Source organism: Vibrio sp. YT-18, from assembly GCF_033337345.1.
Classification (GTDB): Bacteria; Pseudomonadota; Gammaproteobacteria; order Enterobacterales; family Vibrionaceae; genus Vibrio; species Vibrio alginolyticus.
In genome coordinates, this window is record NZ_JAWOQO010000003.1 from 165,395 (window position 1) to 180,407 (window position 15,013).

Sequence of the window (15,013 nt, forward strand, 5' to 3'; positions counted from 1 at the left end):
GAGCAAATGAACGCGCGTGGTCAAAACGCGAAGTAGGATCACGAAAACACTGAGGTATTCATTCGTGTTCTAAGTAATTGGATTAAAAGATAAACAGCGTTTGGAAGAACGGATTTAAGCAACCAGAGTAAGAAATGAAAAAGCCTGCAACGATGCAGGCTTTTGGTTTATTTGATGGCAGTGCAGAAGCTAACGTCTGCATGGTGTGTTTGTGGGTCGAAGCTGTGGTAAAGCTCAAAGCAAGGACGATCGTCGTTCTCAATACCGGATTCAATCACTTTGCTCATGACATCATCCCACGCTTTGGAGTATTGGCTCGGGCCAGTAATGTGTTGGCGCATCACCGCATACTGACCGCCGGGGAAGTCTTGCAGCTCAATACCTCTCGGAACTTCCGTGTCCTCTGGCACCATGAGACAGATGTCAGTACGGCACTTCTCGTCTGGCGTGATTTCTGGATTGTCATGGTAGATGAAGATGCAGGTATTGCCTGCCAAACCTTTCATTCCTGCCCATTGATACAGGCGACCTGATGGCTCTTCATAGCCTTGGCCGTAAGGGCCGTTTACACGAATGTAAGCCAGTTTTGCTTTTTCAAAGTTTTGCGTTTCCATTGTCGTGCTCCATTTGGTGAGTTCAGAGCCAGTATATGAATCGCTTGGTGTTACTTCGTTTCCATTCTTGCGCAACGTGTGTCCAATCTTGCTGTTTCGTGCTAATTCAGAAAACTGCTGGTAGTTTTCGCAGTCACGAAAGGCCGTCGGTGTAACGCCATAATGTTGTTTGAAGGCTTTGGCTAAGCTCTGTGAGCTAGAAAATCCGTACTCTAGGGCAATGTTTAATACCGGTTGTTTGGATTTGAATAAGTCATCGGCGGCGGCTTCTAGACGCAAACGTCGAGTGAAATCGGCTAATGTCTCGCCTTGCACGGCTTTGAAGGTGCGATGAAAGTGATAAGGGGAAAGGTTCGCCAGCGCGGCCACTTCTGGCAGGTTGAGTGGCTCATTAAAGTGTTGTTCTAGATAACGAATCACAGGAACCAGTCGTTGGTGGTAGTCGACGCGCATCGTGGTATTTCCTTGTTCTGTTCAGCTTGTTTTCTCTGCTCAAAGCCTACCGCAATCCAACAAGCTTGCAAGGGAGCAGGGTGAGAAATGCGTGGCGAGATGAGCGTCAATCAGTCACACTCAACGAGCAGATGTTTAAGCAAAAACGTTGCGCTCATTATCTTTACTAACCACTAGGACAATCATGATAGCTTGGAAACAGTCTCTGTCAGAGTACGAATGGCTCATTCATCAAGTGTGGTACTTGGAAGTGCCAGAGGGTGAAGTCATTGACCCCAAGCCGCACCTTATTCCAAACTCGCGTGCTCATTTACTCTTTACGCCACCAGAGCAAGGCTACAGCTACGACACGGGAGACACTAAGCTTGCTGGCAAAGGCTGCCACTTATTAACGGCTAACGAACACTTGCTGTTGTTGGAAGATACGGCTCCCATCAAGCGTATTGGTATCACCTTTCGCCCTGAGGGTTTGTATGCCATTGAATCGCGGTTTCGTGATGCATCCCGAGTTAGCGCAATTAACCAATGCGAATGGTTTGATTGGCTCAACACGGCGTTTGATGAGCGCTTTCAACAAGGTCTATGGCAGTTAGAGTTGCAAGATTCACCACAATGTTTGCTGGACTATATCAAGGGACATTTAGATGCGTTAGATATCGAACCTTGTCGTACCAAACCGTTTTTGGCATCGCAAAAAGCGGTATCTGTGATGGACGCTCAAGCACTACGCTCACCTGAGTTAGCGATGGATATTGATGAGATAGCCAAACAGTGCGCCTGTTCTCGCAGAACGCTTGAGCGCAGTTTCAAACAAGTGGTGGGGTTGAGCGTTAAGCAGTATCAACAAATGGCACGCCTAGAGCAGATGATTTTGACCCTCTACAAGCAACAAGAAGCGATTGATTGGGCGAGTTTTTCACAACAATTTGGTTTCAGTGACCAATCGCATTTGATTCGTACCCTCAAACAGCAGCTAAGGAAAACGCCAAGCAAATACTTGAAAAAGCGTGACTTAACCATCGATATCTATGGCGACTTTGAGCCGTAATATATTGCTAGTCAGCTAGAAAGTTGTCGCAAAAATCCAATTTTTCTCTTATCCGCTAGGCTACTATTTTCTGCAGATAACGAGGTAACACATGTCATATCAAAAACTAAAACAAGGCGAAGCCATCCCATTTAATGAATCTTTGACGATCCAACTGATTCAAGGCTCTGATCTACAAGATATTATCGAGATGTTGAACGACGATAAGGTCAATCAGTATCTATTCTTCGCACCTGCTGACAACAGCTTATATGAGGGTTTCTTGGGCCCTATTATCGAAAATACGGCACAAGCGATCAAAGAAGGTGTTTGGCCAGACAGCCCAACGTTCGTGATTCGTGACCAACAAGGTCAGTACATGGGAATGTGTGCGGTGACCGCAGTGATGTTCTTAACTGGCAACTACGAAGTGGGTTATCAGTTACCTACTTGCGCATGGGGCAAAGGCGTTGCGACTCGCGCTTGCCAAATGATGACCGAGATTGGATTTACTGAGCTAAACGCCCATAAAGTCAGTGCCGATTGCTACGCTTCTAATGCTGGTTCTTACAAGACGTTAGAGAAAAATGGTTTTACTCAAGAAGGCCGTCAGAAAGACTACTACAAACTAGAGCAAGGCTTTGACGATAAACTTTACTACGGTATGACCGCAGAACAATTCGCGTCTTTAAATCGCTAATAATTAGCTAACAAAAAAGGCTGTTAACCCACATGTTCGGGGTAACGGCCTTTTCTATATTCAGCGCTAAATGGCTAAGACTTAGTTGCCTTGGTTTTGGCTTTGAAGCTTCTCTTTTGCTTCTTCAACCTTTGAGAAATCCAATCCCAACTCGTCTACGGCTTCTTTAATTAGCGCAGGGTTTTGCATCACTTGCGCCATCAGCATTTGTAGCTTGTCTTGTGGCAAACCTAGTTGGCTGATTGTTGCCATTGCCGCTAGAGGGTTTTGCGTCAGAGTCTGAAAAATCTCGTTGATTTGCTCATCGCTGATGTTGTTCTCTTTTAGCAGCGCAATAATCGGGTTCATCGCATTTCCTTTTAATCATTCATTGGATGACACTGAGGTGCAGTGTATCACTCGGTTACCTGTGTTTGTACTAGCTGAATAATTGGGGTAATCACTCAACTTTTCAATACCCCGTTAGTTCCATATAACCTGTCCCAGAATGAGAGCCCTTAATGCGCACTGGGCCTTCCCAATAAGGCACTGAAAGTGGCATTTTCGAGTTCGGATTGAGGGCAGAAACGGTTAGCTCGATTTGCTGCTTAGGAATCGACACTTGCCACTGGGTTGGATACTTTCGCCCTTGGATTTCTGTTTGCTTGGTTGCCTTTAACTGAATGTCTTTTTGTGAGATAGCGATGCCAGAACCGTCTTGCTGCATCAGCCTTGCGCTGGAATAACTGGCTTGTCCATTTTGGGAATCCCGCAATTGGAACACCACCAAGCTAGTGTCGTCACTCAATCTTAGGGCAAACCAGTCCCAACCTTGTTGTGAGTCGAGTAAGAATTGCGAGCTCCACTCTCGATCTATCCAACCTTTGCCCGACACTTGATGGGTTTCGCCGTCGATGGTGACTTCACCTGAGACATCGATAAACGGTTGGCTGTAGTAATACGAAGCCACCTGTCCATCGGCACTTTTGGTGCTGTACCCTTGCTCGCCTTGCTTTTGATAAGGTGCTCTGCTGGTAAGCGTCAGCGAATAGCCAAACTGTTCGGAGTTCGCCTTCAATGTGGCAGGGAAGAGGTCGTTGGTTGAAGAAGTCCACTGCCAATCATCGAGGTAAACACGAAACGGTGAAGTGTCGACGCCAGCGAGAGAGGCTTGGTCGCGCGACCATTTTTCATCGGCGTAGTGTTTGTCGGTTGTCGTGACCGCGCTGTGCGCCATGTAGATTTGTTGAGTTTGCCATTCGGTTTTCTTCACGTCATCTTCGCCCGTTGGCGGCGCAGCAGCAAAGCGAAATTGTGTCCACTGCACGCCAAGTGAAGTGCCATCTTCATCAATTAAGTTAGCGGTTAAGTACCACCATTCATGACGAAAATTCGGGTGCGCTTGATGAGCGGCAGGAAAGGTGAGTTCAACTCCTTTTTCTACGGGGGTGAATAGTTTGCTCTCGCTTTGCGTATCTCCGCTTCCCAGCAACGTGCCCATATTTTGCGTGCCCATATTTTTTTGTTGGGCATCTTCACAACCGAATAGGAATAAGCTGCTTATGAGTAGAGCAAGTTTGCTTGCTAATCGAACCATCACAACACCTCGCTTTGCAAACTGGATACGACAGGCTTGCTGACCAATCGCCACTGCGGAATCAAGGTTGCAATCACCGCCACCAAGATGGTGATTGCCGCAATGCTAAGGGCATCACTCCAATTCCACAGATAATTTAAGCTCCAACCAAAAGCACGCAAGGTGACGATGTCTGTCAGCACATAACCCACCATGGCACCGAGGGGCAGGGCAATAACCAGAGTAAAACTGACCAAAGCGACGATCTGTCCGACTACCATGGTCATTAATTTACGACGGCTGACGCCAAGTGCATACAGCCTTGCAATGGCGGCTTTGCGCGCGTCGAGCAACATGAAACAAGCACTGAACAAACCAATCACCGCGACCATCAAAGTGACGCCGTTGAGAGCCCGCGTAATGGCGAAGGTCTGCGAGAAAATATCCAACGCGATGGATTTGATTTGCGCCTGATCGTAGAGCTGACTTGGGTGCAGATTCAATTGCTCGCGCAGTTGCTCATAGACGATTTGTGGGTCCCCCGAGACTTTAATGCCAAGGCTTGTTGGCAGGTCGGTAAACCCGCTCTCTTGCCATAACTTTGGTGCTAATAAGACTTCACCGTTGGGTGAGCCGTAATCATGGAATACCGCGCCCACAAGTAGGTTCTTATTTGGAACGGCATCAAGCGTGAGCTCGCTACCCAGTGATAAACCCAGTTTGACCGCGGTTGGCTCACTGATAGCGACTAACTCACCTTGGTAAAAGCGCGGCCAGAAGTTCTCCAAATGCGATTTGAACACCATGGTTTGCTCTAAGGTGTCTTTGTCTTTGGTGCCAAGCAAAATCGGTAAGCCTTGCAGATTATCGTCGACGTAGTATTGCTTGTAGACGGTCTCAACCTTGTCGAACTGCCCTAATGCTCGCTCTACATCAGCGATTTCTCCTTGGGAAGGGCTGACGTAAATGTCGGCGTGTAGCCTTTGTTCTAACCACTGTTTTAGGGTGGATTCAAAGCTGCCAACTAGCGTGTTCATCCCCATATTGGCAGTAACGGCGAGTAGCAGCGCCATCATGGCGAGAGAAAGCGGAGAAATCAGCTCGCGCAGCTCAGCAAACAGATACTGCATCAAACCGGAATTGGTGCGCTTTTCACACCAATTGGCTAACACGCTGAGTGTTTTGGGTAGGTACAAAGGAATCGACACCACAAGCACGCCGAGCCACGCCATGGTGAAGCGGTGATGCTCACTCAGCCATAACCCTGCGAGTGCGAGAGTCGTCAACGCAGCACCTATCACGAACAATTGGTTTTCGTTAGAAGCTTCAGGTGCTTGATAAAATCCGCCATGAGAGGAGAGCGGCTGGCGCACTCGCTGTTTAAAGTGCTGCCAACACGCCAACAGGGTGGCGGCTAACGTGAGCAGCAATGCTTGCGCCCACCATTGCCACTGCCAAGTGCCGGGCAGCAGTGTTGCGCCGTAAAGTTGTTCTAAAGTCAGTGCTACGGTCGGGTGCAGCCAATGGCTGAGCTGTATGCCCAACACAAAACCGAGGGAAGCACCGATGGTAACCAGAATCGTGAGTTCAACTAACAGCGCAGAGAACACAATGCTCGGCGCAACGCCCGCCTGTTGAATCTGCACTAACAGCCGATTGCGTTTCAGCAAGCTGTATTTTACGCCGTTGTAGGCAATGAACAGCCCGACTAAAAAGGCAAGTAAGCTCATTGCGGTGAGGTTGAGGTGAAAGCTGTCGGTCAGCGAACCAAGGTCTGTACTTTGGTTATTGGAAATCCATTGTCCTTGCTCGCCAATGATGCTTTGCCAATTTGCTTGCGTGTCTTTATTCCCTTTATCACCCGAATGGAAAACCGCAATGTAACTGAGCTGTCCTTGTTTATTGAGCAGTTGCTGCGCAAAACCAATGTCCATCAACATTCGGCTACCTAACTGCCATTCGTCAGGTAGCACCACCACTTGGGTTGGGATGTCGTCCAGAGTTAGGGTTTGTACCTCCCCTAAGTTTTGATGTTGAGATTGGCTCATCATCACGATCGGCTTACCGGCCAAAAGCTCAGGTAAAGGTAAAGCACTGTCGAACAAAGACACGTTTTGTTGGTTTTCTGACGAATAGCGCGAACGTGAGGAAATTGCGGCAATCAACTCACTACCTTGCACTGACCAGCGTCGACCTTGTTCATCTCTCACTCGCCCTTCGATTACAGGTAGCGCTGCACTGAGTCCGTTTTGTCTAAGGGTGAAGTAGAGCGATTCGGGCAGATAGTTTTGCCCTGCTGGTGGAATAATTAAGTTCTGAGCTTGTGCACTAAGCTGCTCGGTAGACTCCGCATAACTGCGCTTGGCATTGAGGTTGATGGCTTGCACCGCAACAAATAAGGTTACAGCCAGCACGATACCGATCAGGATCGCGGCGGCTTGCAGTGGCGCCTGCCGATAGTGCGCTGCAAACAGATTCAGGGCGAGTCGAGTATGAGTGAATCTGGTGTTTGATGGCTTAGTTTGCTTCATGGTGAAGCTCATGTTTGTTTACTTGATGACTGTTTTGTAGCTGACTATTATCCAATCGCAGCCGTGTTTTCATAAACTCAGCGCAGTCAGGACTGTGGGTGACTAACAGCACTGCCGTATTGCCTTGGGTGGTGATTTCACTCAGTAGTTTCATCACTTCTAGCCCTGCTTTTTGGTCGAGGCTTCCTGTGGGTTCATCAGCAAGTAGCAGTTTAGGTCTGTGTGCCAATGCGCGTGCGATAGCGACTCGTTGCTGTTGACCGCCGGAAAGGGCAGAAATATGTCTATCGAGCAGTTGGCTGATGCCCAGAGTCTCGACCAAATAATCGCACCAGTCGTTCCATTTCTGTTGATTCAAATGCAGAGGGAAGGCGATGTTTTGCTGCACGTTGAGCGGCGTTAATAGGTTGAATTGCTGGAAGATAACACCGAGTTTTTGGTGTCGAAATCGGCTCCATTGTGGGTCTTTCCAAGCCGCTGTGTTATCACCATCTAACCACAATTCACCTTCGGAAAGTGGCTCAAAGCCAGCGATGACATTGAGTAAAGTACTTTTGCCGCTGCCACTTGCGCCTGTCAGCGCAACACTCGCTCCTGTGTTCAACGTAAAGTCGACCCCTTCCAATACGCGATGTGTCTCTTTGCCATCAACAAAGCTTTTGCTGGCGTGTTTGAGTGTGACAAGTGGGCTTTCCATTTCCTCTCCCTGTATTCAAAAGGTGTCGTTTCTTTTGGCAATCGCTGTTGCAGTTCGTTCTTTAGAAACTTTAGACAACAATCAGATAAAAACAGCGATTTACATCGAGTTTAAGGTCTGTTGACCTTTCGAGCTGATTTTTGCAGCGAATTGTTGGGTATTTGTGCAAGGCAGAAGCTTTGATGTGTAGTTAGCCTACATGAAAAAGCTGATAACGCAGGAGAAATGACCAACAAACGCTGCCCAAAGGGTTCGGCTAAAATCGTTCTATGCCTTGTTAAGGAGTATTTACTTAGGATGCTAGGCTACACACTCCTTGCCTCGCCTAAAACGATTTTACCTCGAACAAAACTTAATCTCGAAAGATAAACAGACCCTACTTTGTACTGAAAAGAAGAGGGAAGAGATTAAATGAGGAAGGGATATGACAGGCATTAAAAAAGCCCGAGTCAGACTCGAGCTTTCAAAGATATTAAGCGTGGTCAGCTTACACGTAGTACGCTTCAACTTCGCCTTTAAGCTTGATTAGCATTGGGTTACCGAAACGGTCTTTTGCTTTAGGAGAAGCAATTTTTACCCAACCTTCGCTGATGCAGTATTCTTCTACGTCAGTACGCTCTTGGCCGTTGATACGAATACCGATTTGGTGCTCGAAGCATTCTTTGATGAAGAATGGGCTACGTGGGTTACCCGCTAGGCGATCTGGTAGAGCTGGTTTAGCTGTATCTGTCATGTTTGTGACCTAAATTCCGTAAAAAGTGCGCTATTGTAGTCAGTGCACTGTGTGTGTTCAAGATATGTTGAGAGTGGATGCGTTGTTTAACTTTCAAGTACCGCCTACAACCCCTTCAAATACTGCGCGTTGGCTGTTGGTTGAATCATGGCATTCAGCGTTTGGACGGTTTGTTCGCTGTACTCTTCAAGTAGAGCTAAGAACGCGTCAATCAACTCAGGTTTGCTTGCTGAGACTTTCGTTTCGGTCTGGATATCACGCAGATCGATCAACACATCGGTAAACAATTGCGGCAGATCGTGCATCACTTGCAGGTTTAAGACGTTGTGCTCGCTGTAGATTGAATTGTGGCTACCTTTTTGTTTTTGCACCACATACGGGTTGTCTTTTAGGTTGATGATCGATGTGCGCTTGTCACAACGCTTCAAACAGCCTTTGTTAACCTTAATTTTGCGGCAACCTTCGGTTTGTTGGAACAAACATTGGCGGCTCGTGAGTAGGGTATTTGGATGATAAATGCTGTAGAAGCTGCGCATGTTTTTCGGACGCTTTATGTGACGCATCTGCTTCATATTCAGCTCGTTAGAAACAAACGCGCCACTTACCGCGAACTCGTCTTGGAGGCATTTAAACGCGTATGAGTTCACCGTGTTCAGTTGTGGGCCTGCCACCCAGCCTAAGCCGAGCTCTTTTGCGATCATGCCGACGCCTGAGTTGTTGGTGATCAACAACTCAGGTTGGATGGTTTCCAAAAATACGCGCACGGCGTGATAGTCTTCGCCAATCAAAATGGCTGAGAACCAAGGTTTGAGCATTGGATTGGCTTGGAACAACTCAATCATCGCGTTCAGTTCACCAGACAATCCCATTGGCAGTTGATAGTAAACATCAATGTCGCGGTATTCGCACAGCATGGCTTCTTGTGCTGACGAGATCAGAACCGATAATTTTGGCGCACCTTGGCGAGGTTCTGGTTGAGGTAATGTTGGCAGAGTTGGCACATCAATCGATCCTTTCAAGCTGCTGCCGGATACTTGTGTCGAAGTGACATCGAACGACTTAGTTTGCTCTGCCACTTTCTCAATGATCGCGGTTTTGTCGTCGTAGAGTTTCTTTTTCACCGCTTGTACATCATCAGCAGACTGGCATTGATAAACCTTCGAAAAATGCTTTACAGCGTGGTCGCGCGGGTTGTCGATGTACATCGCCTTGCCGAAATCGCCTTGCAAAAATGCGTTGGAGAAATCACGGTTGAACACCGTGTATAACTCTGTGGTGTCTTCAGAGAGTTCCAAACCTTCGCACAAGCGATCGATTTGCTGACGCCAATTGTCGACCACGGTATAGACGTAGTGCGATTTCTTGATTCGTCCTTCCACTTTTAAGGAATACACGCCAGCATCGGCAAGCGCTTTCAAGTCCCCAAAGGCGGAGTTGTCTTTCATATTGAATGGGTAGTTGTTGCCTGTTTTGGTCGTTTCGTACTGTTCGCGACAAGGTTGGCTACAGCGTCCACGGTTACCTGATGCGCCATTGCGAGCTGAACTGATGTAGCAAATTCCGGAGAATCCGATGCAGTATGAGCCGTGGACAAACACTTCCATCATTACGTTGTGCTCGCGACCAAATTGCGCCAGATGTTTTATCTCACTGATGTTAAGTTCGCGAGATAAGTTTACTCGGCTTGCGGTGAGCTGGTTGAGAAAGAGGATCTGACCTTCGTTATGCGTGTTCAGTTGCGTTGAAGCGTGCACATCCAAATCGGGAAAGTGATGTTTGAGAATGTAGGCCAGACCGAGATCTTGTACGATCACGCCATCGATTTTGGTGGTGTTCAGTTGGCTGAGTAAGCGAACAATCGCTGGAATTTCACTTTCTAAAATCAGCACATTCAACGTTAGGAAAATCTTACAGCTGTGCTGATGGGCTAACGTTAACACGCCATTTAAGTTATCTAAGGTGAGGTTGGTCGCTCGGTTACGAGCATTAAAGCGGTCGAGCCCGCAGTAAATTGCATCGGCGCCAGCGGCAATGGCGGCTTTGATGGAATCTAAATCACCACCGGGTGCTAATAACTCAAATTGATCGCGTGTCACTACTTTTCTCTTTCTTACTAAAATAGGCGGCAAATGTTACGTATTTCACGCTTTTGATGCTCAGCTAGTTAACGCTTTATTAATCTGAATCAATTAATCCGTATTACACGGTCGACTCTTGAGTGGGTAGAGTGCAATTCGCGATAGCGGAATCTGACTTCTATAGTTTTCCTATATTTGGTTTTTCTATATCTAGTTTTCGACTCAGAGAGAGGAAGGGACGACAAATGAAAAAAGTAATCATCGGGTTGGTAGTGGCGTTGACGTCATTGAGTGCGTTGGCTGGTGAGGGCGTGGTAACCGTTGCGAGCACGCATTCAACAAAAGATACGGCGGATAAATTTGTCGCTATCGCGCAAGAAAAAGGGTTGAACGTCTTTGCGCGCATTAACCATCAAGAGAATGCCACGAAAGTTGATATGACGTTGCGACCAACCGAAGTTATCGTGTTTGGAAAACCTAAAGTGGGCACGCCACTGATGATCTGTGCGCAGGAAGTGGCGCTCGATTTACCCCAAAAAGTGTTGGTGTATGAAGATGCTGAAGGCAAAACGTGGTTAGCTTACAACGCTCCGATGTATTTAAAACAGCGCCATCATATTGAAGGCTGCGACGAGGTATTGAACAAAATCAGCGGCGTGCTGGGCAATTTAACCAACGCGGCGGCGAAGTAGGGCTGGTTATTGGCTTCGCTTTTTTTTACCCCAAAAACGAAAAAGCCAACCTCACAAGGAGGTTGGCAAATCTTACCTAGATTGGGGGTAGATAAGATCAGGAGGTGGCGAGTACGCTGTGCACTTCTGACTTAATTGAGTCAGACTGCGTACCGAAAATCGCTTGTAAACTGTCGCCAATCACTAATACATCTCGCGCGCCAAGTGCTTTTAGCTTAGCAACATCAACGTTAGCAATGTCTTTCACCGAGACACGCAGACGGGTGATACACGCATCGACTGACTTAATATTGGCTTTGCCGCCCAATGCCGCTACTACATCCACCGCAATTTCATCGGGTTGTCCGGCGATCTTCACTTCTGCAATGTCGGTTTCGCGACCCGGCGTTTTTAGATCCAACTTCACAATTAGGAAGCGGAACAAGCCGTAGTACAGCGTCGCCCAGATTGGACCGATGATGATGAATATCCACGCGTTGGTCGACATTGGGTAGTAAAGGAAGAACTGAATCGCACCGTGCGCAAAGTCCGTACTGTGTTTTATTTCCAAAAATGCAGTGATCGCAAACGCAATACCAGTTAGGAAAATATGGATTACGTACAGCACTGGCGCGACGAATAGGAAGGTAAATTCGATTGGCTCAGTGATACCAGTTAACCACGAGGTCAACGCCGCAGACATCATCAAACCGCCGACGATTTTCTTGCGCTCAGGAGACGCGCAGTGGTAAATCGCCAGTGCCGCTGCGGGTAGCGCCCACATGGAGTACATAAAGCCACCAGACAGATAACCTGCGGTTTTATCGCCCGCGAAGAAGCGAGTGAGCTCACCGGTAAACTCTTTGCCGGTTTCTGGGTCTACATAGCTGCCGACTTCAAAGAAGAACGGCGCATTCCAGATGTGGTGCAAACCAACCGGGAGTAATGAACGTTCGCCCGCGCCGTAAACCGCCCACGCGAGAACAGGGTTTTGGTACGCTGCCCAATGAGAAAATGCATCAAGAAGTTGTCCGACAGGTGGCCATGCAAACGCGAGGATAGCACCAACGACGATCGCCGATAAACCCGTGACAATGGGCACAAATCGCTTACCCGCGAAGAAGCCCAAATATTCCGGCAGTTTGATGTTGTAGAAGCGGTTGTACATGATTGCCGCGACCGCACCGATAAAGATGCCGCCAAACACCCCGGTTTGCAGCGTCTCAACGCCCATGATGGTGGCGTCAGTTTCTAAGCCGCGCAGGCCAGTCACGATACCGAGCGATGCGTTCATAATAATTAGGCCAACTAAGCCAGCGAGCGCAGCCGCACCGTCATTGCCTTTTGATAACCCGAGCGCTACACCGACCGAAAACATCAACTGCATGTTGCCGAACACGCCTTCACCGGCGGCGAGCATCACTTTGTTGACCGCGTCTGGAATAAACGCAAAACCCGCGTTACCAATACCCAGCATCAAGCCAGCCACCGGTAACACCGCCACAGGCAGCATTAACGACCGCCCTATTTTTTGTAGTTGTCCAAATATACTTGCAAACATGGTTTCCTCCTGACGAATGCCAGTGTGGTCGGACCTGATTCCTTCAGGTCATGTTGTTTCACGTAAGGTCAGGATGATCATAGCGAGCAAGGCGGCGCCTAAGGTTACAAAAGGCAATCAGTTTGTAAGTGGCCGCTTACAAATCTCTTACACCGAGAAGTGAAAATTGTAATCAGCTCGATTGTGCATGGGCGTTTAAGAATGCATCATATTGGCCAGCGCCAAACTCAGGGGCAGGCAAAGGGACGGACACAGGGAAAGTCGGATGGAAAACAAGCAGATACTGGTCGTCGATGACAACCTCGACCTTCGCGAAGCGTTGTCAGACTACCTTGGCCGCGCTGGGTTTGAAGTACTTTGCGCAGAAAACGGCGGCGTGATGTGGCAGCTGCTCAACGATCACCATCCCGATTTGATCATCCTCGATATTATGATGCCCGGTGAAGATGGCTTTACCCTGTGCCAGAAACTGCGCAAAAACTCCGATATCCCGATCATCATGCTGACCGCCGTCACTGAAGAAGCCGACCGAGTCGCAGGGCTAGAAATGGGCGCTGACGACTACATCACCAAATCATTCAGCCCGCGTGAACTGCTCGCGCGCATCAAAACCATTCTGAGACGCAGCCAATCGACCGCCAATAGCAAACTGACGCGTAAAGTGCGTTTTGACGATTGGTTGTTGGATACCGTAACCCGGCAACTGACCCACATTGCTAGCCGCGAGGTCAAGCAACTGAGTGGCGCGGATTTGTCGCTGCTCGGTTTGTTCGTCAACCACGCGCAATCAATATTGTCTCGCGATGACATTGCGCGCGAGATCTGGGGACGCGATGCCGACCCGTTTGAACGCGGCATTGACGTGCAGATCAGCCGCTTGCGTCATCACCTTGAAGATAAAGACCGTTCGCTGCTCCTAACGGTGCGTAACAAAGGCTACATGCTGACCACGGACGTGCACTATGAGAATTAAACGCTGGACGGGATCACTGGTCGTTCGCACCAGTGTGTTCCTGTTGCTGGTGATCATTCTGGCGCAGGTATTATCCGGGATTATCTGGTATCAACACGCCAGCGAACGCGATAAAGAGGGCCTGACCACCACAGTCAAAAGCTTAGCACTGAGCGCTTCTTCCACCATCGCTTTCTTTCAAACCCTCCCTTCTGAATATCGCCACTTGGTGCTCAATCAACTGCGCAACATGGGCGGCACGCGCTTTTTCGTCTCACTCAACAATCACCAGATTGACGTCGACCCACTGCCAGAAAGCGAACGCAAAACGTTGGTCATCAACCAAGTTCGCGAGGTATTAGAAAGCGAGCTGAGCGGCATTCCTAATATCGAGGTGGAGTTCACCCAGCGCGACAAACTCAAAGTATTCAACAACGAGCTACCTATCGATGAACTGCCGCTATTGTGGGCGCATTATTCGCTTTCGTTTGGTGACCTCAATCCGCCTATTCTGGTGATGCAAGTCGAAGTCGCACAGAACGAATGGTTTTATCTCGCGGCGGTGCTACCCGCGCCTTACATCAACCTAGAGACTAACTATTTTGAGCTGCGCCAATGGCTGACGCTATTGGTGTCCGCGCTAATGCTGTTGCTGTGTACCTGGTTTATCGTTCGCAAAGAAATTCAACCCATTCGAGAGCTGGCAAAAGCCGCAACCCTGATGTCGAGCCGATTAGACGTGCCCGAAGTCTCTGAGCGCGGCAGTAACGAACTGAAAGCGGCGGTACGTGCGTTTAACAAAATGAATCGACGCATCGACAGCCATATTAAAGACCGCGAGATGCTGTTCAGTGCCATTTCACACGATCTGAAAACGCCAATAGCCTGCCTAAAACTGCGGGCGGAAATGCTAGATGACGACGCCGACCGAGAACGCTTTATCCGCCTGAGTAACGACCTAGACTTGATGGTCAAAGGCGCATTGCAATGCATTAAAGAGACCGATATCCACGAGGAAATCGAGCCGATCAATTTCACCCAACTGATTCAGCACATTTCCTCCAATATCGCCGATGCGCCGGACACAATTCGCATCCACGGTGAAATCCGCACCCACTTTGCTGGTAAACCGTTAGCGATTAAGCGCTGCATTCAGAATCTGGTCGATAACGCGCTCAAATACGGCCATCAAGCGGACATTACGCTGAGTGAAAGCCCAGAGTCGATCCAGATTGAAATTGAAGATCACGGTGATGGTGTTGACGATTTATTACTTGAAAAGCTCTGCCAGCCATACTTCCGCGCTAGCAATGATAAAGAAGGCAGTGGGCTGGGGTTAACCATTTCACAGAGCATTGCAAAGGCTCACGGCGGCAGTTTGTCGCTGAGCCATTCTCAGTTTGGCGGCCTCTGCGCCACACTGACTTTCCCGAGAGACTGA

General features: G+C 48.5%; 13 protein-coding genes. 5 read left to right on the plus strand and 8 right to left on the minus strand.

Annotated elements, in window-relative coordinates; genetic code table 11:
- Window positions 1-167: 167 nt before the first annotated feature.
- On the minus strand, window positions 168-1,067 hold the full coding sequence (locus R7M72_RS05525) for an AraC family transcriptional regulator (RefSeq protein ID WP_318056091.1): 900 nt from the start codon (window positions 1,065-1,067) through the stop codon (window positions 168-170).
- A gap of 184 nt (window positions 1,068-1,251) precedes the next feature.
- Here R7M72_RS05525 and R7M72_RS05530 point away from each other — a divergent pair, with 184 nt between their 5' ends.
- The gene (locus tag R7M72_RS05530; RefSeq protein WP_318056092.1) at window positions 1,252-2,115 is read left to right on the plus strand and encodes a helix-turn-helix transcriptional regulator; all 864 of its coding nucleotides are present in this window, start codon (window positions 1,252-1,254) and stop codon (window positions 2,113-2,115) included.
- A gap of 91 nt (window positions 2,116-2,206) precedes the next feature.
- On the plus strand, window positions 2,207-2,794 hold the full coding sequence (locus R7M72_RS05535; RefSeq protein WP_225477252.1) for a GNAT family N-acetyltransferase: 588 nt from the start codon (window positions 2,207-2,209) through the stop codon (window positions 2,792-2,794).
- A gap of 81 nt (window positions 2,795-2,875) precedes the next feature.
- Here R7M72_RS05535 and R7M72_RS05540 read toward each other — a convergent pair whose 3' ends face one another.
- The 6 genes from R7M72_RS05540 to R7M72_RS05565 form a co-directional block, all read right to left on the minus strand.
- Window positions 2,876-3,142, minus strand: a complete 267-nt coding sequence (locus R7M72_RS05540; protein WP_004746427.1) for a DUF2999 family protein — start codon at window positions 3,140-3,142, stop codon at window positions 2,876-2,878.
- Between the two features lie 103 nt (window positions 3,143-3,245).
- Window positions 3,246-4,370 carry a lipocalin-like domain-containing protein gene (locus R7M72_RS05545; RefSeq protein WP_318056093.1) on the minus strand — a complete coding sequence of 375 codons (1,125 nt, stop codon included), beginning with the start codon at window positions 4,368-4,370 and terminating at the stop codon, window positions 3,246-3,248.
- Window positions 4,370-6,880 carry an ABC transporter permease gene (locus tag R7M72_RS05550; RefSeq protein WP_318056094.1) on the minus strand — a complete coding sequence of 837 codons (2,511 nt, stop codon included), beginning with the start codon at window positions 6,878-6,880 and terminating at the stop codon, window positions 4,370-4,372. The genes R7M72_RS05545 and R7M72_RS05550 overlap by 1 nt, the downstream gene beginning before the upstream one ends.
- Window positions 6,867-7,577, minus strand: a complete 711-nt coding sequence (locus tag R7M72_RS05555) for an ABC transporter ATP-binding protein (RefSeq protein WP_318056095.1) — start codon at window positions 7,575-7,577, stop codon at window positions 6,867-6,869. The genes R7M72_RS05550 and R7M72_RS05555 overlap by 14 nt, the downstream gene beginning before the upstream one ends.
- Window positions 7,578-8,064: 487 nt before the next feature.
- Complete coding sequence (locus R7M72_RS05560; protein WP_005374689.1) at window positions 8,065-8,310, minus strand: DUF3297 family protein; 246 nt, start codon at window positions 8,308-8,310, stop codon at window positions 8,065-8,067.
- Window positions 8,311-8,414: 104 nt separating this feature from the next.
- Window positions 8,415-10,406, minus strand: a complete 1,992-nt coding sequence (locus tag R7M72_RS05565) for a U32 family peptidase (RefSeq protein WP_318056096.1) — start codon at window positions 10,404-10,406, stop codon at window positions 8,415-8,417.
- A gap of 227 nt (window positions 10,407-10,633) precedes the next feature.
- On the opposite strand from R7M72_RS05565, the gene R7M72_RS05570 reads away from it, so the two are divergent.
- On the plus strand, window positions 10,634-11,080 hold the full coding sequence (locus tag R7M72_RS05570; protein ID WP_054576550.1) for a DUF302 domain-containing protein: 447 nt from the start codon (window positions 10,634-10,636) through the stop codon (window positions 11,078-11,080).
- Window positions 11,081-11,177: 97 nt separating this feature from the next.
- Here the strand turns inward: R7M72_RS05570 and ptsG are convergent, their stop codons facing one another.
- Window positions 11,178-12,620 carry a glucose-specific PTS transporter subunit IIBC gene (gene ptsG, locus R7M72_RS05575; protein ID WP_081008341.1) on the minus strand — a complete coding sequence of 481 codons (1,443 nt, stop codon included), beginning with the start codon at window positions 12,618-12,620 and terminating at the stop codon, window positions 11,178-11,180.
- A gap of 265 nt (window positions 12,621-12,885) precedes the next feature.
- Here ptsG and R7M72_RS05580 point away from each other — a divergent pair, with 265 nt between their 5' ends.
- Window positions 12,886-13,593: a response regulator gene (locus R7M72_RS05580; RefSeq protein WP_017634509.1), complete on the plus strand. Its 708-nt coding sequence runs from the start codon at window positions 12,886-12,888 to the stop codon at window positions 13,591-13,593.
- Window positions 13,583-15,013 (plus strand): ATP-binding protein, encoded by a 1,431-nt coding sequence (locus R7M72_RS05585; protein WP_021822097.1) that lies wholly within the window; start codon window positions 13,583-13,585, stop codon window positions 15,011-15,013. Before R7M72_RS05580 ends, R7M72_RS05585 begins: the two co-directional genes overlap by 11 nt.